Source organism: Pararhizobium sp. LjRoot255, assembly GCF_964252905.1.
Classification (GTDB): Bacteria; Pseudomonadota; Alphaproteobacteria; order Rhizobiales; family Rhizobiaceae; genus Pararhizobium.
Genome location: NZ_CAXUPQ020000001.1, coordinates 1,433,495 through 1,459,557, shown reverse-complemented (window position 1 = coordinate 1,459,557; position 26,063 = coordinate 1,433,495). Strand labels below are relative to the sequence as shown.

Here is a 26,063-nt window from a genome sequence, read left to right as displayed (position 1 = left end):
AGTGAGCGTGGAATTCGGGGCCCGGATCTTGCGCAGAGCAAGGCCTGACGGGACCTCTTTAACGTCACATCCCTCCTTCGAAGAAGAGGGATAGTTGAACCCCAACAAAAGGACCTGGATCGATGCTGGATATTGTCTTGATCGGGATCGGCGTTTTGTTTTTCGCGCTGTCGTTTGCCTACACCAACGCCTGCGATCGACTTTAATTCGAAGGATCGAAAGATGTTTATCGACTATGTGCTCGGAGCCGGCGTGACTGTGTTTCTCCTCGCCTATCTGACCTACGCCCTCATTCGCCCTGAGCGGTTTTAAACGCCCGGGTTTTGAAAGTTATTTCCATGACACTCAACGGATGGATCCAGATCCTCATCTTCTGCGGGATCGTCATTTTGCTCGTCAAGCCGCTCGGCGCCTATATGACGCGCGTTTTCAACGGCGAACGCACGCTGTTGTCGCCGCTCCTCGTGCCGATCGAGCGCGGCCTGTACCGGCTGGCGGGAACCCATGAAAAGGAAGAGCAGCATTGGACGAGCTACACCTTCGCGCTCCTGTTGTTCAATCTCGCCGGCTTCTTCATTGTTTATCTGCTGCAGCGTTTTCAAGGCTCCCTGCCGTTCAATCCTGCCGGCATGACGGCGGTCGGTTCTGAGCTTTCGTTCAACACTGCTGCCAGTTTCATGACAAACACCAACTGGCAGAACTACGGCGGCGAAAGCACGATGTCCTATCTGGTGCAGATGGCCGGCCTGACGGTGCAGAATTTTGCCTCGGCCGCGACCGGCATTGCCATTGCGGTTGCCCTCATTCGCGGTTTTGCGCGCGCCTCGGCCAAGTCGATCGGCAATTTCTGGATCGATATGACCAGAACCACGCTCTACATTCTGCTCCCGGCCTGCATCGTTCTTACTCTCGTCTACGTCTATCTGGGCGTGCCCCAGACCTTGGGCGCCTATGTCACGGCAACGACGCTCGAAGGTGCGCAGCAAACGATCGCGCTCGGTCCGGTCGCCTCGCAGTTGGCGATCAAGATGCTTGGCACGAATGGCGGGGGCTTCTTCAATGCCAACTCGGCGCATCCCTTCGAAAATCCCAATGCGATCTCCAATCTCATCCAGATGGTGACGATCTTCGCCATCGGCGCAGGCCTCACCAACGTCTTCGGCCGCATGGTTGGCAACCAGCGTCAGGGCTGGGCGATCTTCGCGACGATGGGCATGCTGTTCGTCGTCGGCGTCGTTGTGACTTATTGGGCGGAAGCCGCGGGCAATCCGCTGGTTCATGCCATGGGGCTCGACGGCGGCAATATGGAGGGCAAGGAAGTGCGCTTCGGTATCGCGCTCTCGTCGCTGTTTGCGGTCATCACCACCGCCGCCTCCTGCGGCGCGGTCAACGCCATGCACGGCTCGTTCACGGCGCTGGGCGGCCTCATTCCGCTGATCAACATGGAGCTTGGCGAAGTCATCGTCGGCGGCGTCGGCGCGGGCTTCTACGGCATTCTGTTGTTCGTCGTTCTGACGGTCTTCGTCGCCGGCCTGATGGTCGGACGGACGCCGGAATATCTCGGCAAGAAGATCGAGGCCAAGGAGGTCAAGATGGCCGTTCTCGCCATCCTCTGCCTGCCGACGGTGATGCTGGGCTTCACTGCGGTCGCCGTAATACTGCCGACAGGTGTGGCCTCGATCGGAAATCCCGGGCCGCACGGCTTCTCGGAAATCCTCTATGCCTACACGTCGGCTGCCGCCAACAACGGCTCGGCCTTCGGCGGGCTCACCGGCAACACGCCCTGGTACAACATCACGATCGGCATCGCCATGCTGATGGGCCGCTTCCTGGTGATCATTCCGGCGCTCGCCATCGCGGGCTCGCTGGTGACGAAGAAGACGGTTCCTGCCTCAGCCGGTACTTTCCCGACCGACAGTTCGCTATTCGTCGGCCTGCTCTGCGGCGTCATTCTGATCGTCGGTGGGCTGACCTTCTTCCCGGCGCTTGCGCTCGGCCCGATCGTCGAGCACCTGGCAATGGTCGCCGGGCAGACATTCTAGGCCGATGATCATGGATCGCCCCCTGATGACATTCGGAAAGCGCGGCAGCGACCTGCCCCGAGGGGCTCAGGAAACGCCGGCTACCGATATTGTCCTGGCGATGATGCTGGTCCTCTTGGTGGCCACCGGTCTCGCCCTTGCCTTCATCGAATTGCTCCACGGCTGAGGACCATCGCCGTGCTGTCACAAACAAAAGAAACTGGAGTTCTCACATGAGCCAGTCCAAATCTGCGAGCCTCATGGACTCTCGCATCCTCATTCCCGCGATTGGCTCGGCTTTTGCCAAGCTCAACCCGCGCACCCTCGCGAAAAACCCGGTGATGTTCGTCGTTGCCGTCGTTTCGACGCTGACGACCGTCCTGTTCCTGCGCGATCTCGTCACCGGTGGCGAAGGCCTCGGCTTCTCGCTGCAACTGAACATCTGGCTGTGGTTCACGGTGCTGTTTGCCAATTTCGCCGAAGCTGTCGCTGAAGGTCGCGGCAAGGCGCAGGCGGATTCGCTGCGCAGGACTCGCACCGAAACGCAGGCAAAGCTGCTGACGGGGGCCGATCTCAAGAGCTATAAGATGGTTCCCGGCACCAGCCTCAAGGTCAGTGACGTCGTGCTCGTCGAGGCCGGTGATATCATTCCGTCGGATGGTGAAGTCATCGAAGGTGTCGCCTCGGTCAACGAAGCGGCGATCACCGGCGAGTCCGCTCCGGTCATCCGCGAGTCCGGCGGCGACCGCTCGGCCGTCACCGGCGGCACGCAGGTTCTGTCGGACTGGATCCGGGTGCGCATCAGCGCCGCCGCCGGCTCGACCTTCATCGACCGGATGATCGCGCTGGTCGAAGGCGCCGAACGCCAGAAGACCCCGAACGAGATCGCCCTCAACATCCTTCTCGCCGGCATGACGCTGATTTTCGTGCTTGCCGTTGCGACGATCCCGAGCTTCGCCACTTATGCCGGTGGCGCCATTCCCGTGATCGTTCTCGTCGCTTTGTTCGTGACGCTGATCCCGACGACAATCGGCGCGCTTCTCTCGGCCATCGGCATTGCCGGCATGGACCGCCTAGTGCGCTTCAACGTGCTCGCCATGTCCGGTCGCGCGGTCGAGGCCGCAGGCGACATCGATACGCTGCTGCTCGACAAGACCGGCACGATCACGCTCGGCAACCGCCAGGCAACGGAGTTGCGCCCGGTCGCCGGTGTATCCGCACAGGATCTTGCCGATGCCGCGCAGCTGGCATCGCTCGCCGACGAAACACCGGAAGGCCGCTCCATCGTCGTTCTCGCCAAGGAGAAATACGGTATCCGTGCGCGTGACATGGCGCAGCTGCACGCCCACTTCGTTCCGTTTACGGCGCAGAGCCGCATGAGCGGCGTCGATCTTGAGGGATCGTCGATCCGCAAGGGCGCGGTAGACGCGGTGCTGCGTTATGTCGGCGCGCTTGACGCTTCGGTGCGCCCGGAAACCGTGCGCGAAATCCAGGCCATCGCCGATGAGATTGCCAGATCCGGCGGCACGCCGCTTGCCGTTGTCCGTGACGGCCGCTTGATGGGCGTCGTGCATCTGAAGGACATCGTCAAGGGCGGCATCCGCGAGCGTTTCGCCGAACTGCGTCGCATGGGGATCCGCACCGTGATGATCACCGGCGACAACCCGATGACGGCGGCTGCTATCGCCGCGGAAGCCGGCGTCGATGACTTCCTCGCCCAGGCGACGCCTGAAAACAAGTTGTCGCTGATCCGCGAGGAGCAGGCCAAGGGCAAGCTCGTCGCCATGTGCGGCGACGGCACCAACGATGCCCCGGCGCTCGCGCAGGCCGATGTCGGTGTGGCCATGAATACCGGCACGGTGGCGGCCCGTGAAGCCGGCAACATGGTGGATCTGGATTCGGACCCGACGAAGCTCATCGAGATCGTCGAGATCGGCAAGCAGCTCCTGATGACCCGCGGGACGCTGACGACCTTCTCGATCGCCAACGACATCGCCAAATATTTCGCCATCATCCCGGCGATGTTCCTCGCCTTCTACCCGCAGCTGTCGGCGCTGAACATCATGGGGCTGGCCTCTCCGCAAAGCGCCATCCTGTCGGCGATCATCTTCAACGCGCTGGTCATCGTGGCGCTGATCCCGCTGTCGCTGAAGGGCGTGAAATATCGCGCCGTCGGCGCCGGGGCGCTGCTGTCGCGCAACCTGCTCGTCTACGGCCTTGGCGGCGTGATCGTGCCGTTCATCGGCATCAAGGCCATCGATATGGCCATCACCGCCCTTGGCCTCGTTTAAAGGATCTCTCCAATGTTGAAACAACTGAGACCAGCCCTTGTCATGATCGTCGCCATTACGGTCATCACCGGCCTTGCCTACCCGCTCGGCATGACGAGCATCGCGCAGGCGCTGTTCCCGCACGAGGCCAATGGCAGCCTGATTGAAAAGGATGGAACCGTCGTCGGCTCGACGCTCATCGGCCAAGCCTTTTCAGGCGACACATATTTCCATGGCCGCCCCTCCGCTGCTGGCGATGGCTACAATGCAGCCGCGTCCAGCGGCTCCAACCTCGGTCCGACCAATCCGAAACTGCTGAACCGGATCAAGGCGGAAGCCGAGGCTTTGAAAGCCACCAATCCTGGTGCCGCAGTACCGATGGATCTGGTCACCGCGTCTGGCAGCGGTCTCGATCCGCATATCACGCCGGAAGCGGCCTATTTCCAGGTGCCGCGCGTCGCCAAGGCCCGCGGCATGGACGAAGGGCAGGTCCGTACGCTGGTCGATCAGGCCGTCGAGGCTCGCGAACTCGGGATTCTCGGCGAACCGGCCGTCAACGTCTTGGCGTTGAACATGGCGCTTGATAAAGCTGTTTCGCCCTGATGGTGCCGGATGGAAAGCGGCATTCGGCTGCTTTCCATCCGTGACGGAGAAAGACTGAACGCTTCATGCGAGACGACAGCCGCGACAAGGATGGCAGGCCATCACCGGATGCGCTTTTACAGCGTGCTGAGCGTGAAACTCGCGGCCGCCTGAAAATCTTTCTCGGAGCCGCACCGGGCGTCGGCAAGACCTATGAAATGCTCACCTCCGCCCATGCGCGGAAAGCGGACGGCGTCGATGTCGTCGTCGGCGTGGTCGAGACCCATGGCCGCAAGGAAACCCAGGCGCTGGTCGATGGCCTGGAGGTCATCCCGCGCGCAAGCGTCGAATACAAAGGCCGCTATCTCGAGGAAATGGACATCGACGCCATTCTCGCCCGGCGCCCGGCCCTGGTCCTCGTCGATGAGCTGGCGCATACCAATGCCCCCGGCAGCCGCCATCCCAAACGCTACATGGATGTGCAGGAACTGCTGTCGCGCGGCATCGACGTCTATTCGACGCTCAACATCCAGCATCTCGAAAGCCTGAACGACGTCGTTGCCCAGATTACCCGCATCAGGGTGCGCGAAACGGTTCCCGATTCGATCATCGACCGGGCCGACGATGTCGAGATCATTGACCTGACGCCGGATGACCTGATCAAGCGGCTGCATGCCGGCAAAGTCTATGTACCGAAGACTGCGCAACGGGCGCTTGAGAACTACTTCTCCCCTGGAAACCTGACGGCCCTGCGCGAACTCGCATTGCGGCGCACGGCGCAGCGGGTTGACGAGCAGTTGCTGACCCACATGCAGGCGCACGCCATATCCGGTCCCTGGGCGGCCGGTGACCGCGTGCTTGTCTGCATCGATGATCATCCGCGCTGTGCGTCGCTGGTGCGCTACGCCGCCCGGCTTGCCGACCGCTTGCGTGCGCCATGGGTGGCGCTCTATGTGGAGACGGCGCGATCGGTACATTTGTCTGAGGCGGCGCGCGACAGGATCGCCGCGACCCTGCGTCTCGCGGAGCATCTGGGCGGTGAAGCAATCACGCGGCCGGGCTCGGATGAGGCCGAGGAAATCGTCCGCCATGCAGCGGCAAGCAATGTCACCCATATCATTGTCGGCAGTCCCAAAAAATCTCGCTGGCGGCAGTGGCTCCAGGGCTCGGTGACCGACAAGCTCATCAGCCGCGCAGGCGATATCAGCGTCCATGTCATTGCTGGGGACGACCGCGAGGGCGATCCGGTCGCAACTGGCGTCAAGACGGTCTCGCCGCCGGTACAGTTCAAGATCCGGCCCTATATGCTGGCGACACTTTACGTCGGCTGTGCGCTGGGCGTGGGCTTCCTGCTCGACCAATCCCTTGATGTGCGCAACATCGCGCTGGTCTTTCTGATGGCGGTTCTGACGACGGCGGTAACGGAAGGTCTGAAGCCGGCTCTCTACGCCAGCGTGATCGGCGCACTCGCCTTGAACTTCTTCTTCCTTCCGCCGCTTTACACGTTCGTGATCGGCGATCCGGAAAGCGTCGTCGCCTTCGTTTTTTTCTTCGTGGTCGCCATCATCGCCAGCAATTTGACGGCGAGCGTGCAGCGCCAGGCGGCCGCGGCACGCCTGCGCGCCCGTACCACCGAAGACCTCTATCTGTTCAGCAGGAAGCTCGCCGGCACCGGCACGCTGGACGACGTGCTCTGGGCAACGGCATTTCAGCTCGCCTCCATGCTGAAGGTGCGCGTGGTGCTGCTTCTCCCGGAAGAGGGGACGATTGCGGTGAAAGCTGGCTACCCGCCGGATGACACGCTGGATGATGCTGATATCGCGGCGGCGCGCTGGGCCTGGGAACACAATCGCGCTGCCGGACGCGGCGCCGATACGCTTCCGGGCGCCAAACGGCTCTACGTGCCGCTCCGCACCGCGCGCGCCGCCGTCGGCGTCATCGGTCTCGACAATGACCGGCAGGGGCCGCTGCTCACGCCGGAACAGCAGCGCCTGCTCGATGCGCTGGCCGATCAGGCGGCACTTGCCATCGAACGTGTCCAGCTTGTCGCCGATGTCGACAATGCGCGGCTGGCCGAGGAAGCCGGCAAGCTTCGCTCGGCACTGCTGACCTCGATCTCGCACGATCTGAAGACGCCGCTCGCGGCGATCATGGGCGCGGCGGGTACCCTGCGCGATTATCAGTCGGCGTTGCCGGAAGAAGACCGTCTCGAGCTGTTGACGACGGTGACCGATGAATCGGAGCGGCTGAACCGATTCATCGCCAATCTGCTCGACATGACCCGGATCGAATCCGGCGCGATGGAGCCCAATTCGGCATTCCACTATATCGGCGATATCGTCGGCAGCGCGTTGCGCCGGGCGGCGAAGATCCTCTCTGGTCATCAGGTCGATGTTCATGTTCCCACCGATTTACCGATGGTGAGGGTCGATCCGGTCCTCTTCGAGCAGGTACTGTTCAACCTGCTCGACAACGCCGCCAAATATGCGCCGAAGGGTTCGACCGTTGGCGTTGAGGCCGAAGCCGGTGATGCACATGTCCTGGTTAGAATTTCCGACGAGGGGCCAGGCATTCCCTCCGGTGATCTGGAGCGGGTCTTCGATACGTTCTACCGTGTGCGCAAGGGGGATCACGTCCGGGCCGGAACCGGGCTTGGCCTGTCGATCTGCCGCGGCTTTATCGAGGCAATGGGCGGAACCATCGCTGCTGAAAACAGGACGGACCGTTCTGGCGCCGTCTTCACTATCAGCCTGCCGGTCTTGCCGGATGCGCCCGATCTGAAGGACATGAAATGACCCTCTCGGCCGTCAAAATCCTGGTTGTGGACGACGAGCCACCCATTCGCCGGCTGTTGCGCGTCGGCCTGGCGACGCAGGACTACGCCGTCAGTGAAGCGGGCAACGGCAAGTCCGCGCAGGAAATGGTCAGGATTGAGAAACCCGATCTGATCCTGCTCGATTTGGGTCTGCCGGATATGTCGGGCCACGATCTCCTGAGAGGCTGGCGTGAAGAGGGCCTGGTGCTGCCGATCGTTATTCTATCGAGCCGGACCGACGAAGCCGGAATCGTCAAGGCGTTGGAACTCGGTGCCGACGATTATGTGACCAAACCCTTCGGAATGAACGAACTGGTGGCGCGCATCCGCGTGGCACTGCGCCACCGGCTGCAGCAGCAGGGCGAAAAGCCGCTGTTCCAGACCGGTGATCTTTCCGTCGATCTGGTCAAGCGCATCGTCAAGGTCGATGGCCGTGAGGTGAAGCTGTCGCCGAAGGAATACGATATCCTGCGCATCCTGGTGCAACACGCTGGCAAGGTGCTGACGCATCAGTTTCTGCTGAAACAGGTCTGGGGCAATGCGGCCGACGTGCAGTACCTGCGCGTCTATGTGCGCCAGCTTCGCCAGAAGATCGAAGTGAGCCCCGACCAACCGCAATACATCACCACCGAGACCGGTGTCGGGTACCGGTTGCGTGAAGCCGATATTTAGCCAGCGTCTTCCTTGGGGTTAAACGCCGTTGCGCCGGAGCCAATTGTGTAAGGCGGTGAGCCCTTCCGGCACATGCAGGCGGCCGAAGCCGATACGCAGGCAGTTTTCCGGAACGGGCGTCAGATCCGAGCGATAGACGCTCGACGGCAGAAAGAACACGCCGGCTTCCTCGACGACGCGCCTGGTAAACTCTTCGACGCCATCCGCGCCCTTGTAGCGGATGAAGGCAACGCAACCCCCATCGGGCTCGCGCCAGTCGAACAGATGCGGGAATTCGGCAAAGAATGCGTTCAGCGCGGTGATATTGCTGCGAACGATGCCCCGCGTCCGTGCCAGGATCTGGTCTCGGTTTTTCAACGCAATTCGCGCCAGGATTTCCGATGGCGCCGAATTGCAGATCGACAGGAAATGCTTGTAGCGCTCGCAGCGTACCAGAAATTCGCGATCCCTGGCTGCCAGCCAACCGATCCGCAGTCCCGGCAGGCCATAGGCTTTCGACATGACGTTGAGCGAAATTCCGCGCTCATAGACATCGACGGCCTGCGGCAGGCGCAGGGCTTCGTCCTTTTCGATCAGCCGGTAGACTTCGTCGCTGAACAGCCAGATGCCGTGCATGCGGCAGAGTTCGATGAGAGCATCGAAGGTCGTGCGCGGCAGGATCCTGCCGGTGGGGTTGTTGGGGAAATTGATCGAGATCAGTTTCGTGTTCGGCCGAAGCGCCGCCTTGATGCGGCCGATGTCGAGATCCCACTTCTTGTCCATATCGAGCGCCACGCCGGTAACGGCGCAGATGCTGAGCGGCAGGGTTTCGGCGGCCTGGTAGTTCGGCGTGATGATGATGGCGTGGTCGCCCGCGGTCAGCAGCACCTTCATCGCCACATAGATCGCCTCTTCGGCACCGGCAAAGCAGATCAGGTTTTCCGGCTCGACCGTGTCATAGGTGCCGGCGATCTCCTGCCGGAGTGCACGCGCGCCAAAGGTTTCGGTATAGCCGAGGCTCAGATGTTCGAAATCGGAACGATCCTCGTTGCTTGCCATGGCAAGCAATTCCGGCAGCTGCATGCTTTCCGCGTCGGAGGCGGTCATGTTGTATTTCGCGACGAACTCCCATTTGGACATGTAGGTTTCCAGAGCAAAGTCACGCATCGGCTTCGTCATCGCGGTGCTCCCTGACCGGCGGCGTCCTGTTTCTGACGGATCGCGCCAAGGCGATTGTAGATCGTCGCCCGTGACAGTTTCAGGATCTCGGCGACATAGGGAACGGCCTTGCGGATGGCAAAGACCCCACGGGCGTCAAGCATGCCGATTAAATCGTCCATGTCAGCGCTCGTCAGACCCGCAAGCGCTGCTCTGCGTGTGCCAAGGAAGTCGCCGATTACGGAATTGACCGCCTCGCGCCAATCCTCCGCGATCAAGGCCGACGTCTTCGGCATGGGCGCGGCGGTATCGACCATCGATTTCAACTGGTCGAAGACCCCCGCAAAGGCTTCGATGTCATGGTTGATGCAGAGCAACCCGATCGGCCTGCCCTCAGCGTCGCGCAGCACCGCCGTGATCGCCTTCAGCCGGCGGCCGTCCCAATTGGATTTGCCATAGGGACCGATCACGTCGTCTTCGAGCGAGGACGCCAGGTCAGCCTCGTTGAGTGAACTGTCTCCCGGCCGCCGCTTCGAGAAGACATTGGCGATATGGAAAATCAGCCCGCTATCGAGATCATGCAGAACGGCCTCCACATACGGCGCAAACAGTGTGGCGATCGCGTCGCAGACGGGGATGAAGGGCATCAATGGATGAGACATGCAGTCTTATCCAACAAAATCTACAAATAGTCAATATAGACAAATTGTAAAAGCTACGGCATTACGCCTTGATTCAGTTGCTGATGAAACGCCGGGTCGTGTTGGGACAGCTTCTTGTGAAGATGCACCATCATGCCGGCGGCAAAGAGAGGCGTTAGCAGATTGAGAATTGGCACGGCGAGGAAGGCTGCGAGAATGAGGCCTGCCAAAAAGACGGTGCCGGCATGCTTGGTGCGAAACAGCCGCGCCTCGGCGGGCGGCCGGTGGCGCATCGCGGCGAACTCGAAGAATTCCCGGCCGAGCAGATAGCCATTGACCAGAAAGAAGGCGATCAGGTTGATGCCGGGGACGAGCAGCAGGACCAGCGCCACGATGTTCCCGGCAATGACCACGCCCAGGAACTTTATGGTCCCGGCAATCGCTTCGCCCAGCGGCAGGGGGCGGCCAGCCGGTTCCACCGGATAGTCGCGCTTCTCGACCACCTCCGCCACATCGTCGAGAAAAAAGCCGGCGATCAGCGCTGTGACCGGCGCCAGAAGCAGCGCCAGCGCCAGCGCGATGCCGAGGCTGGCAAATAGGCCGATGACGAAGGCAAGCCACCCTTCCCAGCCGGATGTGCCGGGAATGAGTCCGTCGAGCCACGGCAAGGCGAGGTAGGCGAAGAGTTCGCGTAGCGCCAGCCAAAGTCCGGCAAGCGCCAGTAGCGTCAGGCCCAGGACCTTCCAGAAAACCGAACGCGTCTCAAGTGCAAAGAGATTGGCAAAGGAAAGCCGCGCCGCGTCGAATATCATCACTCATCTCCGTACCGTTAGCGGCCGTTTTGCCACCTTGGGCATGTAGGCGGGAGGGCGTCACCGGGCAAGGCTGTGGCAAAAATCATGTGCGAAGGAGGCGGAATGCGCTGCCAAATCACCGACCGCACCGATATGATATCGCGACGGAATGCAGTTTCGGAGAAATGACGATGATCAGATTGGACGGAAACATGTCGGCTGCGGGGCTTTCCGTCCTGCTGCAGGCGGGCACTGTCGATCCGGTGGAACTGGCCACGACCACGCTTGACAAAATAGCCGGGCACCGGGATCAGGCGATTTTCACCGCCTTGCTGGGTGAGCGCGCGCTAGCAGAAGCAAAGGCCTCGAGCGAACGCATTCGGTCTGGCCGGTCCCTCGGCCTTCTCGACGGTATACCGGTGGCGTGGAAGGATCTGTTCGACACGAAGGGTTCGGTAACAACAGCCGGCTCCGCCGTCTTGGTAGATGGCGTGCCGGCAAGGGCAGATGCAGTCGTGGTCAAGGCGCTTGCGAGCGCCGGAATGGTCAGCGTCGGCCGCACCAATCTGAGCGAGTTCGCCTTTTCCGGCCTCGGCATCAATCCGCATTGCGGTACGGCGCACAACGCCGCCTCTCGCGACGTGCCACGCATTCCGGGCGGCTCGTCCGCAGGTTCCGGTGTGGCGGTAGCCGCCGGTCTGGTGCCCGTCGCGATCGGCACGGACACGGGCGGTTCGATCCGCATTCCCGCGGCATTGAATGGTATCGTCGGCTACAAGGCAACGCGCGGCCGTTATTCGATGCAGGGCGTTTTCCCGCTGGCAAAAAGCCTCGATTCGCTCGGGCCGCTTTGCCGTACCGTGCTGGACGCCATCTGGATCGACGCCGCGATGCGTGGCCGCACGGCGCCGGATGTCAGCCGGACGGACCTCACCGATCTGAAGCTCGTCATACCGGAGACCGTCGTGTTCGACGATGCCGAGACCGCCGTCGTTGCCGCCTTCGAGGCCGCAATCGTTCGATTGGAAAAGGCAGGCGCCCGGATCGCGCGGCGCGCCTTCCCGGTCTTTGCTGAGATTTTCGGGCTGGCGGCGCGCCATGGCGCCCTGGTAACGGCCGAGGCCTATGCGCTGCACAAGGAACGCCTTCAGGGCGCCGATGCCGAACGGATGGATCAGCGCGTGGTCGCGCGCACGCGGCTCGGCGAAAAGATCGGCATGACCGATTACGTCGCTATTCTCGATGCCCGCCAGCGGCTGATCGCAGCCTTGGCCGACACTCTCGAACCGGGCGAACTGATGGCGCATCCGACCCTGCCGCATGTGGCGCCGCCGATCGCGCCACTGCTTGCCGATGACGACCTGTTTTTCAAGGCCAACGGCAAGACGCTGCGCAACACCTCGATCGGCAATTTTCTCGATGGCTGCGGCGTCTCCATTCCCTGCGGCACGGGCGATGCCGGCATGCCGGTCGGTTTCCTGCTTTCCGGCCAAAGAAATGAAGATGAACCCCTGTTGTCGGCGGCGCTTTCCGCGGAAGCCGTCATCCGTGGTGACGCATGATCGTCTGTTTCGACATTGGTGGCTCGGCCATCAAGGGTGCCGTCGCCCAAACCGCGGATAGCGTCCAGCCGCTGGCGCGCCGGTCGACGCCGCTTGATGACTTCGACGCTTTTGCTGCGACAATCCGCGATGTCATAGATCAAGCGGGCGGCAAGCCCGATCGCATCGCCATATCGATTACCGGTGTCGTTGATCCGGAAACTCGGGCGATCAAATGCGCCAACATCCCGTGCATCGACGGCCGCACGCTTTCTGCCGACCTGTCCGCTTTCCTCGGCCTGCCCGTGCTCCTCGCCAATGATGCGGATTGTTTTGCGCTGGCGGAGGCCGGCGCCGGTGCCGGCCGCGGCCATAGGATCGTGCTCGGCGTCATCTTCGGCACTGGTGTTGGCGGCGGCCTTGTGGTGGATGGCAGGCTGATCAATGCGGATGGCGGTTTCGCCGGCGAATGGGGCCACGGCCCGACGGTCGCTTCCGTAGCCGGCACACCACCGGTCGCGATCCCCACCTTTGATTGCGGCTGCGGCCAGCGCGGCTGCGTCGATACCGTCGGCGGTGCCCGCGGCATGGAACGCCTGCACCAGACGCTGCATGGCAAGACGCTGATCAGCGAAGAGATCACCACGCTCTGGCAAGCTGGCGATGCCGAGGCAACGCGGACGATCGAGGTGCTTGTCGATCTCGTCAGCTCGCCGCTGGCGCTGACGGTCAACATCACCGGCGCGACGATCGTTCCGGTCGGCGGTGGCCTTGCCAATGTCACGCCGCTGATTGCGCAGATCGACAAGGCCGTGCGCGCGCGCATTCTGCGAAAATTCGAGCGGCCCCTGGTCGTGCCTGGCGAATGCCGCATCGAGCCGGGCCTGATTGGTGCTGCCGTCCTCGGCCTTGGCGGAGAATCCCGATGACCAATATTCTTCTGGAAGTCTGCGTCGATGACGCGACGGGTCTCATGGCAGCCGTCGAAGGCGGCGCCGATCGCATCGAGCTATGCTCGGCGCTCTCCGTCGGCGGCCTCACGCCCTCGCCGGGACTGATGACCATGGCGGCCAAACTCGCTATTCCCGTCTATGCGATGATCCGGCCGCGTCCCGGCGATTTCGTATTCAATGCCGACGATATCGGCATCATGCGCGCGGAGATCGATGCAGTACGCGCCGCAGGCCTTGCCGGTGTTGTTCTGGGGGCAAGCGGTCGAGATGGTGGCCTGGATGTGGCCACATTGCGGCTGTTGGTCGAGCATGCTGCGGGACTGAGCCTGACGCTGCACCGGGCCTTTGATCTGGTGCCGGATTTTGCCGAGGCGGTGGAAATCGCGGTCGATCTTGGCTTCGAGCGCATCCTGACGTCGGGTGGGGCGAAAAAGGCATTGGATGGTGTTGATGCTCTGGCATCGATCATCAGGGCCGCCAGTGGCCGCATCTCCATCATGCCGGGGTCAGGCGTAACCTTGGATACGATCGACGGACTGCTGTCACGGCTTGCCGTGAGTGAGGTTCATTCGTCATGCTCGCTCGATCAGCCGGTTCATGACCCGCGGCTGGTATCGCTCGGCTTTGTCGCGCCGAGCGCCAAGCGGACGGATGCAAGTGTCGTCGGCAAACTGAAAGCGCGGCTGACGGCCGCGCCCTGACAGGCCGCCCAATTTATGCCTTGAAAACGCATTTGCCACCAATCCAGGTCGAAACCATGTCCAGCCCTTCCGTCAGCACGACGAAGTCGGCGTCGAGACCCGGCACCAGCCGGCCCTTGCGGGCGGCGATGCCCACGGCGTCCGCCGGATAGGCCGAGGCCATGCGGATCGCCTCGTTGAGCGGCAGGTTCAGCTTTTCATGCGCAAAGCGCACCGACGACAGCATATCGATATCGGCGCCAGCGAGCGTCCCGTCGGCCAGCGTCAGGCGCCCGTCCTTGCGAAAGATCTCGCGGCCGTTGAGCAGGAAGCTGGTCTGGTCGGAGCCGATCGTCGACATGGCATCGGTGACGATGAAAATCCGCCCCGGTCCGGTCTTGGCGCGCAGCGCCACACCCATCGACACCGGATCGACGTGGAAACCATCGGCGATGATCCCTGCGTAGAGGCCGCCGGTATCGAGGGCGCCGCCGACGACGCCGGGCTCGCGATGGCCGAGCGGGCTCATGGCGTTGAACAGATGGGTGATCGTGCGGGCGCCGGCGGCCGCATATTCGACAACGGTCCTGTAGCCTGTATCCGTGTGACCAAGGCTGACAACGATGCCGGCTTCTGCCAGCGCCTTGACCTGAGCAGCCGTTGTATTTTCGGGCGCGACGGTCACCATCATCGCATCGAATACGCCTGCGCAGGCGAGCATGGCATCGAGATCGATCTGCTCCATCGGGCGGATGAGCGCCGGATCATGCGCGCCCTTGCGGGCAATGGAAAGATGCGGTCCCTCCAGGTGAAGCCCGAGGAAACCGGGCACGCCTTCAGCCTTTGCCTGACGTCCGCCCTCGATTGTGCGTGCGCGAACCGCGAACGTATCGGTGATGAGCGTCGGTAAAAGGGCCGTTGTGCCGAATTGCGCGTGGGCGGCGCAGATGGTGCGGATGGCATCGACGTCCTGGCGATCATTCAGCATCACGCCACCGCCGCCGTTGACCTGCAGGTCGATGAAGCCGGGCACCAGCAGTTGCCCCGTGGCGCCGATCGTTTCGGTGCCGGCGGGCAGCTCGCTCTCCGGCAAAATGCCGGTGACGGTTCCGCCGTCCAGCAGCAGGGACTGGCCATCGTGCCACAAGAGGCCGTCGAAAATCCGGGCGCCGGTGATAGCTGTCTGTGCGGTCATCGTGTCTCCGTTACCTTCTTGAGGGCGACGGGCGCATCAGGGTTAAGGCCGCGCGAGCGCGACCAGGATTCGACGAAGCCGTAGAATGGAAGGATCAGCGTCAGCGCGTCTGTGAGCGGATGGCCGGTCTCGACGAAGGGCAGTACCGTCGCTGCCTTGGCGTTGGAGGACGTGACGAAGGCAAGCGCGCCTTTGCCGCTGAGACCGTCGAGAATGCCGGTGACCGACCCTTCGGCCGCGTCGCGCGCGGCAAGGCCGATGACGGGGAAGCGCTTCTCGACCAGCGCCACCGGTCCATGCAGCACTTCCGCTGCTGAATAGGCTTCGGCATGCATGCCGGAGGTTTCCTTGAATTTCAGCGCTGCCTCGCTGGCGATGGCAAGCGCCGGCCCGCGGCCGAGCACGAAGAGCGATTCCGCATCCCCGAGTTCGTTCGCGAGCGCCTGCCAGTCGAGCTTCACTGCCTTGGCGAATTGCACCGGCAGGTCGGCGACGGCGCGCTGCAGGGCCTCGTTGCCGGTCCATTCGCCGAGAATGGCAAGCCCAGCGACAATCGAGTTGACGTAGGATTTGGTCGCGGCAACGGCGATTTCCGGGCCGGCGAGGATATCGAGCGGATGGGTGCTGGCTTGTGAAATCGGCGAGGGCAGGGTGTTGGTCAGCGCTATCGTCACCGCGCCGGCCGTGGTGGCCGCTTCGGCCATGGCGACGATGTCCGGGCTCTTGCCGGACTGCGAAATCGCAATCGAGGCGGCACCGGACAGCTGCAACTTCGCGCCGTAGATGGAGGCGAGCGAGGGCCCAAGCGACGCAACGGGCCGTCCGGTCGAAAGCTCGATTGCGTATTTCAGGAACAGGGCGGCATGATCGGACGAGCCGCGGGCAATCGTAACGAGGAAGGCCGGATCCTTTTCGCGCAGTGCTGCGCCGGCCTGTTTGATCGCGGCTCCGGACTGGTCGAGAAGGCGGGCCGCCGCCTCGGGAATCTCATCGATTTCGCGCCGCATATTGGTCTGCATGGTCATGTCTTTCTTCTTGGGTCGTTCTTACGATTCCGGCAGGGTCAGTTCCGCCACGAAGTCATAGGCGTCGCCCCGGTAGAGCGAGCGGGTGAATTCGACGACGCGGCCGGAGGCGAGATACGAAATACGTTCGATCGACAGGCTCGCCGATCCAACCGGCACGCCGAGCATTGCCGCGTCCGGATCCTTCAGGCTGCAGGCGGAAATTCGCTGCACGGCGCGCACCGGCCGCGATTTCGTCTTGTCGAGCTCGGCATAGAGCGATGACCCAATCCGGAGAGGGTCGGGCAGGAATTCGGCGGAAATGCTCGCGCGCTCGATGGCAAGCGGCATATCATCGGCGATGCGCAGGCGGCCGAGACGCGCAACGAGCGAATCGGCGGCCAGACCAAGCACCATCATCTCGTCCGGCGATGGGTGGAAAAGCCCGCGCTCGATCCACTGCGCCGTCGTCGTCAGCCCGCGCCGCGCCATGTCCTCGGTAAAGGAGGTCAGTCGCGACAGCGACTGCTGGACACGGCTTACCGGTTTGACCACGAAGGTCCCGGAGCCATGACGGCGCACCAACAGGCCGTCCTTGACCAGATCGTCCACGGCCTTGCGCACCGTCACCCGGCTGATGCTGGCATAGTCGGCCAGATCGCGTTCCGGCGGCAGCGCATCGCCGTGGTTCAGCTTGCCCGACAGGATCGCCTCCTCGAGCGACTGCCGAAGTTTCAGGTATAGCGGACCGGAGCCTCCGCCCTGCAGGCCCTCCAGCGGCAGTATGGCCTCGAGATGCTGGGTCATGCCTTTTCTCTCGTGCCAGCCGCAAAACGCTTGGCGGCGAGCGCAACCGAGCCGATCAGCGCGTCGGCTTCCGGCTCCACGAACAAAGGCTGGTGCCGCTCTGCCAGCCAGGGGCGATAGAGTGGCGCCAGTCCGCCGAGCAGGCAGAGCTTGCGGCTACCGCGCGCCACAACGACATCGAGAGCCTCGTCGATCGTTTGCACGGATGCCCGCAGCAGGGCGATTGCCACCGGGTCGCTGCGTTCCGCGAACGCGAAAACCTTCGGCGCGAAGCGGCCGAATTCGCCGGGTCGCGCAACGCGTGCGAACTCCACGACGCCGCGCGGATCGGAGTTGAATTCCGCCATCACGGCATCGGTCAGCGGCGAGGAAGGGTGGATATGGTCGTAAGCCAGCACGCTTTCCTGCAGAAGAGAATGGCCGAGGCGTCCGCCGCTGCCGAGATCGCCGATCTGAAAACCCCATCCGCCGATGTAGCGGATGTCGCTTCCCTGCCGGGCGATGTAGATCGAGCCGGTGCCGAGTATGGCGACAGCACCGTCGCTGTCGCCGAGAGCGCCTTGGAGGGCGATCAGCCCGTCAGATTCGATATCGGCCTTCGCAAACGGCAGGCGCTCCTTCACATAATGTACGGCGTCGCCGACATTACTGCCCGCCAGCCCGAGGAGTGCTGAGGCTGAGCCGATCTCCGAGGGCGCGATATTCGCCTCCTCGAACGCAGCCGTGGCCGCGCCGACAATATGGATCAGGGCATTGTCGGGATCGGTCAGAATGTTGGCGGCACCGCTTTTGCCGCGGCCGAGGATGCGCCCTTCGGCGTCCGCTACTGCCGCGCGGCAGCTCGTGCCCCCGCCATCGATTCCCATAATGTAGTGTGGCATGAATACCTCCGGGGGAAATGATACCAAAAAAATACCATTAACCAAGAGGGATTTGGCCTTTAATTGGAATTATCAATTAAACAGCTGAAATATATTGCTTATTTTGTATGGCGAAAATTTTCTTTGTTCGAATGTTAATTTTTCCTAGACAATTGGTATTTTTTTGGCATTAATTTGCAGAGAGGGAGATTGAGCGCATGCCGTCGTTGAAGACCGAAGAGCGTCATGAAAAGTCGGTGGGATTGGATGTGATGCATCCGGCCCTGGCGCTTCGTCTGCTTGCGTCCGGTCAGCAGGCTGCGGCGAAGGCTGTCGATGCCGCGATCGAACCGCTTGCAAGCGCCGCGCAGATAGCCGCCGAAGCGCTCGCCAGTGGTGGCCGCCTTGTCTATGCCGGCGCCGGCAGCTCGGGTCTTATGGCCATGACAGATGCGCTGGAATTGCCCGGTACGTATGGAATTGGCCACGACAAGATCGTTGTTCTGCTGGCTGGTGGTGCCGCAAGCCTGACCGATCTCGCCGGCGGCTATGAAGACGACGTGGATCTGGCGCGCAAGGATGTGCGCGATGCCGGCATCAGCAAGGGCGATTGCCTGATTGCCGTCTCCGCCAGCGGCTCGACGCCCTATGCGCTGGCTGCAGCCGATGAAGCCCGGCGGTGCGGTGCACGCGTCATCGTCATGGCGAACAATCCCGGCGCCATGCTTTTCGAGGGTGCCGAAGTGGCCATCCTGTTGCAGACCCCTCCCGAGGTGATCTCCGGATCGACCCGCATGGGGGCGGCGACGGCGCAGAAGATCGCCTTCAATATGTTTTCGACCCTCGTCGGCATCCATCTCGGCCATGTCTACGACGGGTACATGGTCAATCTGAAGGCCGACAATGCCAAACTGCGCGGCCGCGCCGTCCGTATCGTCTCAGATATCGCCGGTATCGGCGCGACGGAAGCGGGCCGCTATCTCACCACGTCGTCGGGTTCGGTAAAGATCGCCATTCTTCTTGCTGCTGGGGCAGAGGATGTGGCGGAGGCGGAAGCCGCACTTGCCGAGGCCGGTCAAAACTTGCGCCGCGCCTTGTCCAGCGTCACGGCACATTGATTTTTAAGGGTTCCAAAACCGCGCCGGACCGGCGCATATAAAAGGGAGAACGTAATGACCCGCACGACTTTGAAAGGCTTGCTGCTTGCCTCCAGCATCCTCGGCTCCGCCGGGCTGGCGCATGCGGAAGACGTCACGCTGACAATCGAAAGCTGGCGCAACGATGACCTGACCATCTGGCAGGAAAAGCTGATCCCGGCATTCGAAGCGAAGAATCCAGGCATCAAGGTGAAGTTCGCGCCGACCGCGCCGACTGAATACAACGCCGCGCTGAACGCCAAGCTCGACGCCGGCTCCGCTGGTGACCTCATCACCTGCCGTCCGTTCGACGTCTCGCTCGAACTCTACAACAAGAAGCACCTCGCCGACCTAACGGGTCTTGCCGGCATGGAGAACTTCTCGCCGGTCGCCAAGTCAGCCTGGACGACGGACGATGGTTCGGCAACCTTCTGCGTGCCGATGGCATCGGTCATTCACGGCTTCATCTACAACAAGGATGCCTTCGACAAGCTCGGTATCGCCGTCCCCACGACGGAAGCCGAATTCTTTGCCGCCCTCGACAAGATCAAGGCCGATGGCACCTATATCCCGTTGGCCATGGGCACGAAGGATCTCTGGGAAGCCGCAACCATGGGCTATCAGAACATCGGCCCGACCTATTGGAAGGGTGAGGAAGGCCGCGCCGCTCTCATCAAGGGCGAGCAGAAGCTGACCGACGAGCCGTGGGTCGAGCCCTACCGCGTTCTTGCCAAGTGGAAGGACTATCTCGGCGACGGCTTCGAAGCCCAGACCTATCCGGACAGCCAGAACCTCTTCACGCTTGGCCGCGCCGCCATCTATCCGGCCGGCTCGTGGGAAATCGGCCTGTTCAACACCCAGGCCCAGTTCAAGATGGGCGCCTTCCCGCCGCCGGTTAAGGCCGCTGGCGATACCTGCTATATCTCGGACCACACCGACATCGGCGTTGGCCTGAATGCCAAGAGCGCGCATCCGGAAGAAGCCAAGAAGTTCCTGAGCTGGGTTGCCTCGCCGGAATTCGCCGACATCTACGCCAACGCGCTGCCGGGCTTCTTCAGCCTGAATTCGACGCCGGTGAAGATGAGCGATCCGCTCGCCCAGGAATTCGTCTCCTGGCGTGAAAAGTGCAAGCCGACCATCCGCTCGACCTACCAGATCCTGGCGCGCGGTACCCCGAGCCTCGAAAACGAGACTTGGGTTGAATCGGCCAACGTGATCAACGGCACCGATACGCCGGAAGTCGCCGCCGAGAAACTGCAGAAGGGTCTCGACAGCTGGTACAAGCCGGCGAAGTAGGCAACTTTCCCTCCCCTTGAGGGGGAGGTTCGGCACGAAGTGCCGGGGTGGGGTGATCTCTTGCGTGAAGCAATTGTCACCCCCACCCGCGCGTTCCGCGCGACCTCCCCCCTCAAGGGGGAGGTAAGGCAGGCGCCGGCGCATTGAGCGCAAAATCGTGTAATCTGAAATCACATCCCGCCGGCGGCTTCGGCCCGCTGGTTGAGGCATGCGCGGCGGGGACCGGCGGCGCAGCGCCTTGCCGCATTTCGCGGCGATCGACGAAAAACGGGTCGGAGCGGCAGAGCCATGAGCAGCGCCATAATGTCTGAGGACAGCATCAAAACAACGGCGCGGCCGAAACGCTGGCATATCCTCGTTTTCCTGCTGCCGGCCTTCATGATCTATTCCGCCGTCATGATCCTGCCGCTCGTGGAGACGCTGCGCCTGTCGCTGTTCAACACCGTGGACGGCCAGGCGACGTTCGTCGGCTTTGCCAATTTCCAGGTGCTGTTCGGCGAGGAGCGCTGGGCGGCGGATTTCTGGCGGGCGCTGAAGAACAACTTCATCTTCTTTACCATTCACATGCTGGTCCAGAATCCGGTCGGCATCGCCCTTGCCGCCATGCTGTCGATTCCGAAGCTCAGGCTCGCAACCTTTTATCGCACGGCGATTTTCCTGCCGACGCTGTTGTCCTTTGTCATCGTCGGTTTCATCTGGAAGCTGATCCTGTCGCCGATCTGGGGCATCACGCCGTTTTTCATGGACCTGGTCGGTCTCAAGGCCTTCTTCGCGCCCTGGCTTGGCAAGCCCGGCTCGGCGCTGATCGCGGTGTCGCTGATCTCCGTCTGGCAGAATATCGGCATCCCGATGATGCTGATCTATGCGGCGCTGCTCAACATCCCCGACGAGGTGATCGAGGCGGCGGAATGCGACGGCGTCACCGGCTGGAGCCAGTTCTGGAAGATCAAGCTGCCGTTGGTACTGCCGGCGATCGGCATGGTGTCGATTCTGACCTTCGTCGGCAACTTCAATGCGTTCGACCTGATCTATACCGTGCAGGGGGCGCTGGCCGGACCGGACGGATCCACCGACATTCTCGGCACGCTGCTCTATCGCACCTTCTTCGGCTTCCAGCTGCAGCTGGGCGACCGTTCGATGGGCGCCACCATCGCCACGGTGATGTTCCTGATCATCCTTGCCGGCGTGTCGCTCTATCTCTTCGGCATCCAGCGGCGTGTCCGCCGCTACCAGTTCTAAGGGAGAGACAAAATGTCAAAAGCACGCATGTCACCCCTGCGTTCCAGCTTCGTACATCTGGCGCTCGCCGGCTATACCGCCATCGCCCTGTTCCCGGTGCTCCTGACGATCGTGAACTCGTTCAAGGACCGGAATGCCATCTTCCGCACGCCGCTTTCGCCGCCGACTGCAAATACCTTCAGTCTCGTCGGTTACGAGACGGTGCTGAAGCAGGGCGATTTCGTCGGCTATTTCCAGAACAGCCTGATCGTCACCGTCGTCTCGATCTTCTTCGTGCTCCTGTTCGGCGCGATGGCGGCGTTCGCGCTGTCGGAATATCGCTTCAGGGGCAATACGATGATGGGGCTTTATCTCGCCATCGGCATCATGATTCCGATCCGCCTTGGGACGGTTGCGATCCTGCAGGGCATGGTCGCCGCCGGTCTGGTGAACACGCTGACGGCGCTGATCCTCGTTTATACCGCGCAAGGTCTGCCGCTTGCCATCTTCATCCTGTCGGAGTTCATGCGTACCGTCTCGGACGATCTGAAGAATGCCGGCCGCATCGACGGCCTGTCGGAATATGCGATCTTCTTCCGGTTGGTGCTGCCGCTCATCAAGCCGGCCATGGCGACGGTCGCGGTCTTTACGATGATCCCGATCTGGAACGATCTCTGGTTCCCGCTGATCCTCGCGCCCGGAGAAGCCACCAAGACCGTCACGCTCGGCTCACAGGTCTTCATCGGCCAGTTCGTCACCAACTGGAACGCGGTGCTTGCGGCCCTGTCGCTGGCGATCTTCCCGGTCCTCATCCTCTACGTCATCTTCTCGCGGCAGCTGATCCGCGGCATTACCGCAGGAGCAGTCAAGTGAGCGCCAAGCCCATCCGCGTACTCGTCGCAGGCCTCGGCAATATGGGCCGCAGCCATGCGCTCGCCTATCACAACAATCCCGGCTTCGAGATCGTTGGTCTGGTCAACCGCTCGAACGTCGATCTTGTGCCCGAACTTCAGGGCTACACGATCCATCCGAGCTTCGAAGCCGCACTGAAGGAGTTGAAGCCCGATCTCTGCTCGATCTGTACCTACTCCGACAGCCACGCCGACTATGCGGTGATGGCGTTCGAGGTCGGCGGTGACGTCTTTGTCGAAAAGCCGCTGGCAACGACTGTCGCGGACGCGGAGCGGGTGGTTGCAGCGGCGAAGGCAGCCGGCAGGAAACTCATCGTTGGCTATATTCTGCGCCATCACCCCTCCTGGGTGCGGCTGATCGCCGAGGCGCGCAAGCTGGGCGGCCCCTATGTCTTCCGCATGAACCTCAACCAGCAATCGAGCGGCCCGACCTGGGCGACGCACAAGGCGCTGATGGACACCACGTCGCCGATCGTCGATTGCGGCGTGCATTACGTCGATGTCATGTGCCAGATCACCGATGCCCGGGCCGTCGAAGTGCGGGGCATGGGCTTGCGCCTTTCCAACGAGGTCGCGCCGGACATGTACAATTACGGCCATCTGCAGGTGATCTACGAGGATGGTTCGGTGGGATGGTACGAAGCCGGCTGGGGGCCGATGATCTCGGAAACGGCCTTCTTCGTGAAGGACGTGATGTCGCCGAACGGATCGGTCTCGATCGTCATGGACCCGAAGGCCAAATCCGACGATATCGACACGCACACCAAGACCGCGGTCATTCGTGTCCACAAGGCCCAAACCGGGCCCGACGGCAAGTTCGTTCACAAGGACGAAGACCTGAAAATGGACGGCGAGCCGGGGCATCAGGAACTCTGCGATCTTGAACAGGCCTACGTGCTGAAAGCCATCACCGAAAACATCGATCTGGAACGACACATGGACGATGCCGTCCAGTCGCTGCGCATCTGCCTTGCGGCCGATGAAAGCGTGCGCACCGGCCGTCCCGTTAAACTGTAAAAGAGGGCCTCACGTGGGATCTTTGAATCTGAAATCCATCCGCAAGACCTTCGGCGCCCAGGAAGTTCTCAAGGGCATCGATCTTGAGGTGAAGGACGGCGAGTTCGTCATTTTCGTCGGCCCGTCCGGCTGCGGCAAGTCCACGCTTTTGCGGGTGATCGCCGGTCTGGAGGATGCAACCTCCGGCAGCGTCCAGATCGACGGTCAGGAGGTGATCAACACGCCACCCGCCAAACGCGGCATCGCCATGGTATTCCAGTCCTACGCGCTTTATCCGCACCTGACCGTGAAGGACAATATGGGCCTTGGCCTGAAGCAGATGGGCGCACCCAGGGCCGAGGTTGACGCCAAGGTCGGCAAGGCGTCCTCGATGTTGTCCCTGGAACCCTATCTCGCGCGCCGCCCGGCTGAACTGTCCGGCGGCCAGCGCCAGCGTGTCGCCATCGGCCGCGCCATCGTGCGCGAGCCGAAGCTCTTCCTGTTCGACGAGCCGCTGTCGAACCTTGACGCGGCGTTGCGTGTCAACACACGTCTCGAAATCGCCAGGCTTCACCGCAGCCTCAAGGCGACGATGATCTATGTGACGCATGACCAGGTCGAAGCCATGACGCTCGCCGACAAGATCGTCGTGCTCAATGCCGGCCGCATCGAGCAGGTCGGCTCGCCGATGGAGCTTTACAATAAGCCGGCAAACGTCTTCGTTGCCGGCTTCATCGGATCGCCGCAGATGAACTTCATCGAGGCGGGCAAGCTCGGCGACGGCCAGGCCAAAACCATCGGCATCCGGCCCGAGCATATCACGCTGTCGCGTGGGAGCGGCGACTGGAAGGGCAAGGTCATCCATGTCGAGCACCTCGGCGCCGATACCATCCTCTATCTGGAGACCGAGGTTACCGGCCTTTTGACGGTGCGGCTCTTTGGCGAGCACCGCTACGATGTCGATGACGTTGTCTATGCGACGCCGGACAAGGCGGCGATGCATCGTTTCGGCGCTGACGATCGCGTTCTGCGCTGATCTTCAAAAATCAGTTTTTTGCCGAGCGATGGCGGAGGCCGTCGCTCGTTCACGTTTATTTGTACCCGCAGCATTGGCTTGCGCTCCCTCCGGTTTTAACATACATGTCTGTTTGTATAAGTTGATATGGCAGTCCACTTGTCCGGCGCTCCGTATCTCATTGATATTTTAACTTCCGGCCGCCACCGCTTTCCTCACGCAAGGAGCTGGGTGCGCGCCGGACTTTTGCTTGGAACCGACGATGCGGATGAATCGATTGATCTCGACAGCGGCTGTGGCAGGACTCGCTTTGCTTGCCGGATGCCAGAAACAGGAAGAGCAGGCTGCTCCGGCGTTTCCTCCCTCCCAGGTCGCCGTCGTGACGACGAAGACCGAAGAACTGCCGATCACCAACGAGCTTCCGGGCCGGATCGCAGCGACCCGTATCGCCGAGGTCCGTCCGCGCGTTACCGGCATCGTCGTCGACCGCGTCTTCCAGCAGGGCTCGATGGTCAAGGAAGGTGATGTGCTCTACAAGATCGACCCGGCGCCCTTCCAGGTCCAGGTTGACAGCGCCGAGGCGACGTTGGCACGCGCCAAGGCCGTGCAGGTTCAGGCCAGGCAGGCCGCTGACCGTCAGACGCAGTTGCGTAAATCCGGTGCCGCGGCGCTTCAGCAGTATGACGATGCGATCGCACAACTGGCGCAGGCCAATGCCGATGTCTCTGTTGCCGAAGCCGGTCTGGCGACCGCCGAACTGAACCTGCAATATGCGAGCGTCACCGCGCCGATCAATGGCCGGATCGGCCGTGCACTCATCACCGAGGGAGCGCTGGTCAGTGCCAATGGCACGGAGAACTTGGCAACGATCCAGCAGCTGGACCCCGTCTATGCCGACTTCACGCAGCCGGCGACCGATCTGATCCGCCTGCGCAGAGCGCTGCAGGATGGTCAGTTGATGACGGCAAAAAATGAAGCGGCGGTAAAGCTGATCCTCGATGACGGTACGCCCTATGATCAGAAGGGCAAGCTGCTCTTCTCGGAAGCCGCCGTCGATGAGACGACCGGGCAGGTGACGCTGCGGGGCGAGTTCCCCAACCCGGATGGTGACCTGCTGCCGGGCATGTATGTCCGTGTGCAGATCCAGCAGGGTGTCGAAAAGAACGCGATCGCCATCCCGCAGCAGGCTGTCCAGCGCAGCAATAGCGGCCAGTCGCAGGTCTATGTGGTCAATGCCGAGAACAAGGTGGAATTCCGCAACATCACGCTTGGCCGCACCGTCGGCAATCGCTGGATGGTGACCAACGGCCTGAAAACCGGCGAGAAGGTGATCGTCGAGGGCTTCCAGAAGATCGGCCCCGGAGCGGAGGTCGTTCCGGCCGAGTGGGATCCGAACGGCAAGCCTGCCGGCGAGGCTGGAGCGGCGCAGTCCGCGCAAGCGGAAGCCGGCAAGGCCGATACCGCTGCCGCCGCACCGGCCGAGGGCGAAAAGCCCGCGGTCGAGCAGAAGTGAGGACGG

The 26,063-nt window shown here is 62.2% G+C and carries 24 protein-coding genes; 17 read left to right on the top strand and 7 right to left on the bottom strand.

Going from position 1 to position 26,063, the window contains the following annotated elements; translation table 11 throughout:
- Window positions 1-222 precede the first annotated feature (222 nt).
- The 7 genes from kdpF (at window position 223) to ACSQ2W_RS07225 (ending at window position 8,360) form a co-directional block, all read left to right on the top strand.
- Entirely contained in the window at window positions 223-312 is a 90-nt protein-coding gene (gene kdpF, locus ACSQ2W_RS07255) for a K(+)-transporting ATPase subunit F (RefSeq protein ID WP_436085652.1), read from the top strand.
- Window positions 313-338: 26 nt separating this feature from the next.
- Window positions 339-2,042 carry a potassium-transporting ATPase subunit KdpA gene (gene kdpA, locus ACSQ2W_RS07250; protein WP_436085651.1) on the top strand — a complete coding sequence of 568 codons (1,704 nt, stop codon included), beginning with the start codon at window positions 339-341 and terminating at the stop codon, window positions 2,040-2,042.
- Between the two features lie 25 nt (window positions 2,043-2,067).
- The gene (locus ACSQ2W_RS07245; protein ID WP_436085650.1) at window positions 2,068-2,208 is read left to right on the top strand and encodes a hypothetical protein; all 141 of its coding nucleotides are present in this window, start codon (window positions 2,068-2,070) and stop codon (window positions 2,206-2,208) included.
- Between the two features lie 46 nt (window positions 2,209-2,254).
- Window positions 2,255-4,312, top strand: a complete 2,058-nt coding sequence (kdpB, locus tag ACSQ2W_RS07240; RefSeq protein ID WP_436085649.1) for a potassium-transporting ATPase subunit KdpB — start codon at window positions 2,255-2,257, stop codon at window positions 4,310-4,312.
- Between the two features lie 12 nt (window positions 4,313-4,324).
- Complete coding sequence (gene kdpC, locus ACSQ2W_RS07235) at window positions 4,325-4,894, top strand: potassium-transporting ATPase subunit KdpC (protein ID WP_436085648.1); 570 nt, start codon at window positions 4,325-4,327, stop codon at window positions 4,892-4,894.
- Between the two features lie 65 nt (window positions 4,895-4,959).
- Window positions 4,960-7,668, top strand: a complete 2,709-nt coding sequence (locus ACSQ2W_RS07230) for a DUF4118 domain-containing protein (protein WP_436085647.1) — start codon at window positions 4,960-4,962, stop codon at window positions 7,666-7,668.
- A complete protein-coding gene (locus ACSQ2W_RS07225; RefSeq protein ID WP_436085646.1) occupies window positions 7,665-8,360 on the top strand; it encodes a response regulator transcription factor in 696 nt (231 codons plus the stop codon). The genes ACSQ2W_RS07230 and ACSQ2W_RS07225 overlap by 4 nt, the downstream gene beginning before the upstream one ends.
- A gap of 18 nt (window positions 8,361-8,378) precedes the next feature.
- Here the strand turns inward: ACSQ2W_RS07225 and ACSQ2W_RS07220 are convergent, their stop codons facing one another.
- From ACSQ2W_RS07220 to ACSQ2W_RS07210, 3 genes are read right to left on the bottom strand one after another with little or no spacing between them, the layout of a single operon-like run.
- Window positions 8,379-9,518, bottom strand: coding sequence for an aminotransferase class I/II-fold pyridoxal phosphate-dependent enzyme (locus tag ACSQ2W_RS07220; protein ID WP_436085645.1), 1,140 nt, complete (start codon window positions 9,516-9,518; stop codon window positions 8,379-8,381).
- Window positions 9,515-10,159, bottom strand: coding sequence for a helix-turn-helix transcriptional regulator (locus ACSQ2W_RS07215; RefSeq protein ID WP_436085644.1), 645 nt, complete (start codon window positions 10,157-10,159; stop codon window positions 9,515-9,517). The genes ACSQ2W_RS07220 and ACSQ2W_RS07215 overlap by 4 nt, the downstream gene beginning before the upstream one ends.
- Before the next feature lie 53 nt (window positions 10,160-10,212).
- Window positions 10,213-10,950, bottom strand: coding sequence for a sulfate transporter family protein (locus ACSQ2W_RS07210; protein ID WP_436085643.1), 738 nt, complete (start codon window positions 10,948-10,950; stop codon window positions 10,213-10,215).
- A 182-nt stretch (window positions 10,951-11,132) separates the two neighbouring features.
- On the opposite strand from ACSQ2W_RS07210, the gene ACSQ2W_RS07205 reads away from it, so the two are divergent.
- From ACSQ2W_RS07205 to ACSQ2W_RS07195, 3 genes are read left to right on the top strand one after another with little or no spacing between them, the layout of a single operon-like run.
- A complete protein-coding gene (locus ACSQ2W_RS07205) occupies window positions 11,133-12,494 on the top strand; it encodes an amidase (RefSeq protein WP_436087700.1) in 1,362 nt (453 codons plus the stop codon).
- Window positions 12,491-13,402: an ROK family protein gene (locus ACSQ2W_RS07200; protein WP_436085642.1), complete on the top strand. Its 912-nt coding sequence runs from the start codon at window positions 12,491-12,493 to the stop codon at window positions 13,400-13,402. The genes ACSQ2W_RS07205 and ACSQ2W_RS07200 overlap by 4 nt, the downstream gene beginning before the upstream one ends.
- A complete protein-coding gene (locus ACSQ2W_RS07195) occupies window positions 13,399-14,127 on the top strand; it encodes a copper homeostasis protein CutC (protein WP_436085641.1) in 729 nt (242 codons plus the stop codon). Before ACSQ2W_RS07200 ends, ACSQ2W_RS07195 begins: the two co-directional genes overlap by 4 nt.
- A 13-nt stretch (window positions 14,128-14,140) precedes the next feature.
- Here ACSQ2W_RS07195 and nagA read toward each other — a convergent pair whose 3' ends face one another.
- The 4 genes from nagA to ACSQ2W_RS07175 are packed head-to-tail and all read right to left on the bottom strand — an operon-like array spanning window position 14,141 to window position 17,993.
- The gene (nagA, locus tag ACSQ2W_RS07190; RefSeq protein WP_436085640.1) at window positions 14,141-15,301 is read right to left on the bottom strand and encodes an N-acetylglucosamine-6-phosphate deacetylase; all 1,161 of its coding nucleotides are present in this window, start codon (window positions 15,299-15,301) and stop codon (window positions 14,141-14,143) included.
- Complete coding sequence (locus ACSQ2W_RS07185) at window positions 15,298-16,320, bottom strand: SIS domain-containing protein (RefSeq protein ID WP_436087699.1); 1,023 nt, start codon at window positions 16,318-16,320, stop codon at window positions 15,298-15,300. The genes nagA and ACSQ2W_RS07185 overlap by 4 nt, the downstream gene beginning before the upstream one ends.
- A gap of 27 nt (window positions 16,321-16,347) precedes the next feature.
- On the bottom strand, window positions 16,348-17,112 hold the full coding sequence (locus ACSQ2W_RS07180) for a GntR family transcriptional regulator (protein ID WP_436085639.1): 765 nt from the start codon (window positions 17,110-17,112) through the stop codon (window positions 16,348-16,350).
- Window positions 17,109-17,993 carry a BadF/BadG/BcrA/BcrD ATPase family protein gene (locus ACSQ2W_RS07175; RefSeq protein ID WP_436085638.1) on the bottom strand — a complete coding sequence of 295 codons (885 nt, stop codon included), beginning with the start codon at window positions 17,991-17,993 and terminating at the stop codon, window positions 17,109-17,111. The genes ACSQ2W_RS07180 and ACSQ2W_RS07175 overlap by 4 nt, the downstream gene beginning before the upstream one ends.
- 197 nt (window positions 17,994-18,190) lie before the next feature.
- Between ACSQ2W_RS07175 and ACSQ2W_RS07170 the strand changes: the two genes are divergently transcribed.
- From ACSQ2W_RS07170 to ACSQ2W_RS07140, 7 genes are all read left to right on the top strand, one after another.
- Window positions 18,191-19,090, top strand: a complete 900-nt coding sequence (locus tag ACSQ2W_RS07170) for an N-acetylmuramic acid 6-phosphate etherase (protein ID WP_436085637.1) — start codon at window positions 18,191-18,193, stop codon at window positions 19,088-19,090.
- A 54-nt stretch (window positions 19,091-19,144) separates the two neighbouring features.
- Window positions 19,145-20,404, top strand: a complete 1,260-nt coding sequence (locus ACSQ2W_RS07165; RefSeq protein WP_436085636.1) for an ABC transporter substrate-binding protein — start codon at window positions 19,145-19,147, stop codon at window positions 20,402-20,404.
- A gap of 288 nt (window positions 20,405-20,692) precedes the next feature.
- Window positions 20,693-21,643 carry a carbohydrate ABC transporter permease gene (locus ACSQ2W_RS07160; protein WP_436085635.1) on the top strand — a complete coding sequence of 317 codons (951 nt, stop codon included), beginning with the start codon at window positions 20,693-20,695 and terminating at the stop codon, window positions 21,641-21,643.
- A gap of 12 nt (window positions 21,644-21,655) precedes the next feature.
- Complete coding sequence (locus tag ACSQ2W_RS07155; protein WP_436085634.1) at window positions 21,656-22,495, top strand: carbohydrate ABC transporter permease; 840 nt, start codon at window positions 21,656-21,658, stop codon at window positions 22,493-22,495.
- Window positions 22,492-23,550, top strand: coding sequence for a Gfo/Idh/MocA family protein (locus tag ACSQ2W_RS07150; RefSeq protein ID WP_436085633.1), 1,059 nt, complete (start codon window positions 22,492-22,494; stop codon window positions 23,548-23,550). Before ACSQ2W_RS07155 ends, ACSQ2W_RS07150 begins: the two co-directional genes overlap by 4 nt.
- Before the next feature lie 13 nt (window positions 23,551-23,563).
- Window positions 23,564-24,565, top strand: coding sequence for an ABC transporter ATP-binding protein (locus tag ACSQ2W_RS07145; protein WP_436085632.1), 1,002 nt, complete (start codon window positions 23,564-23,566; stop codon window positions 24,563-24,565).
- A 229-nt stretch (window positions 24,566-24,794) separates the two neighbouring features.
- Window positions 24,795-26,057: an efflux RND transporter periplasmic adaptor subunit gene (locus tag ACSQ2W_RS07140; protein ID WP_436085631.1), complete on the top strand. Its 1,263-nt coding sequence runs from the start codon at window positions 24,795-24,797 to the stop codon at window positions 26,055-26,057.
- The last annotated feature ends 6 nt before the right edge of the window (window positions 26,058-26,063 follow it).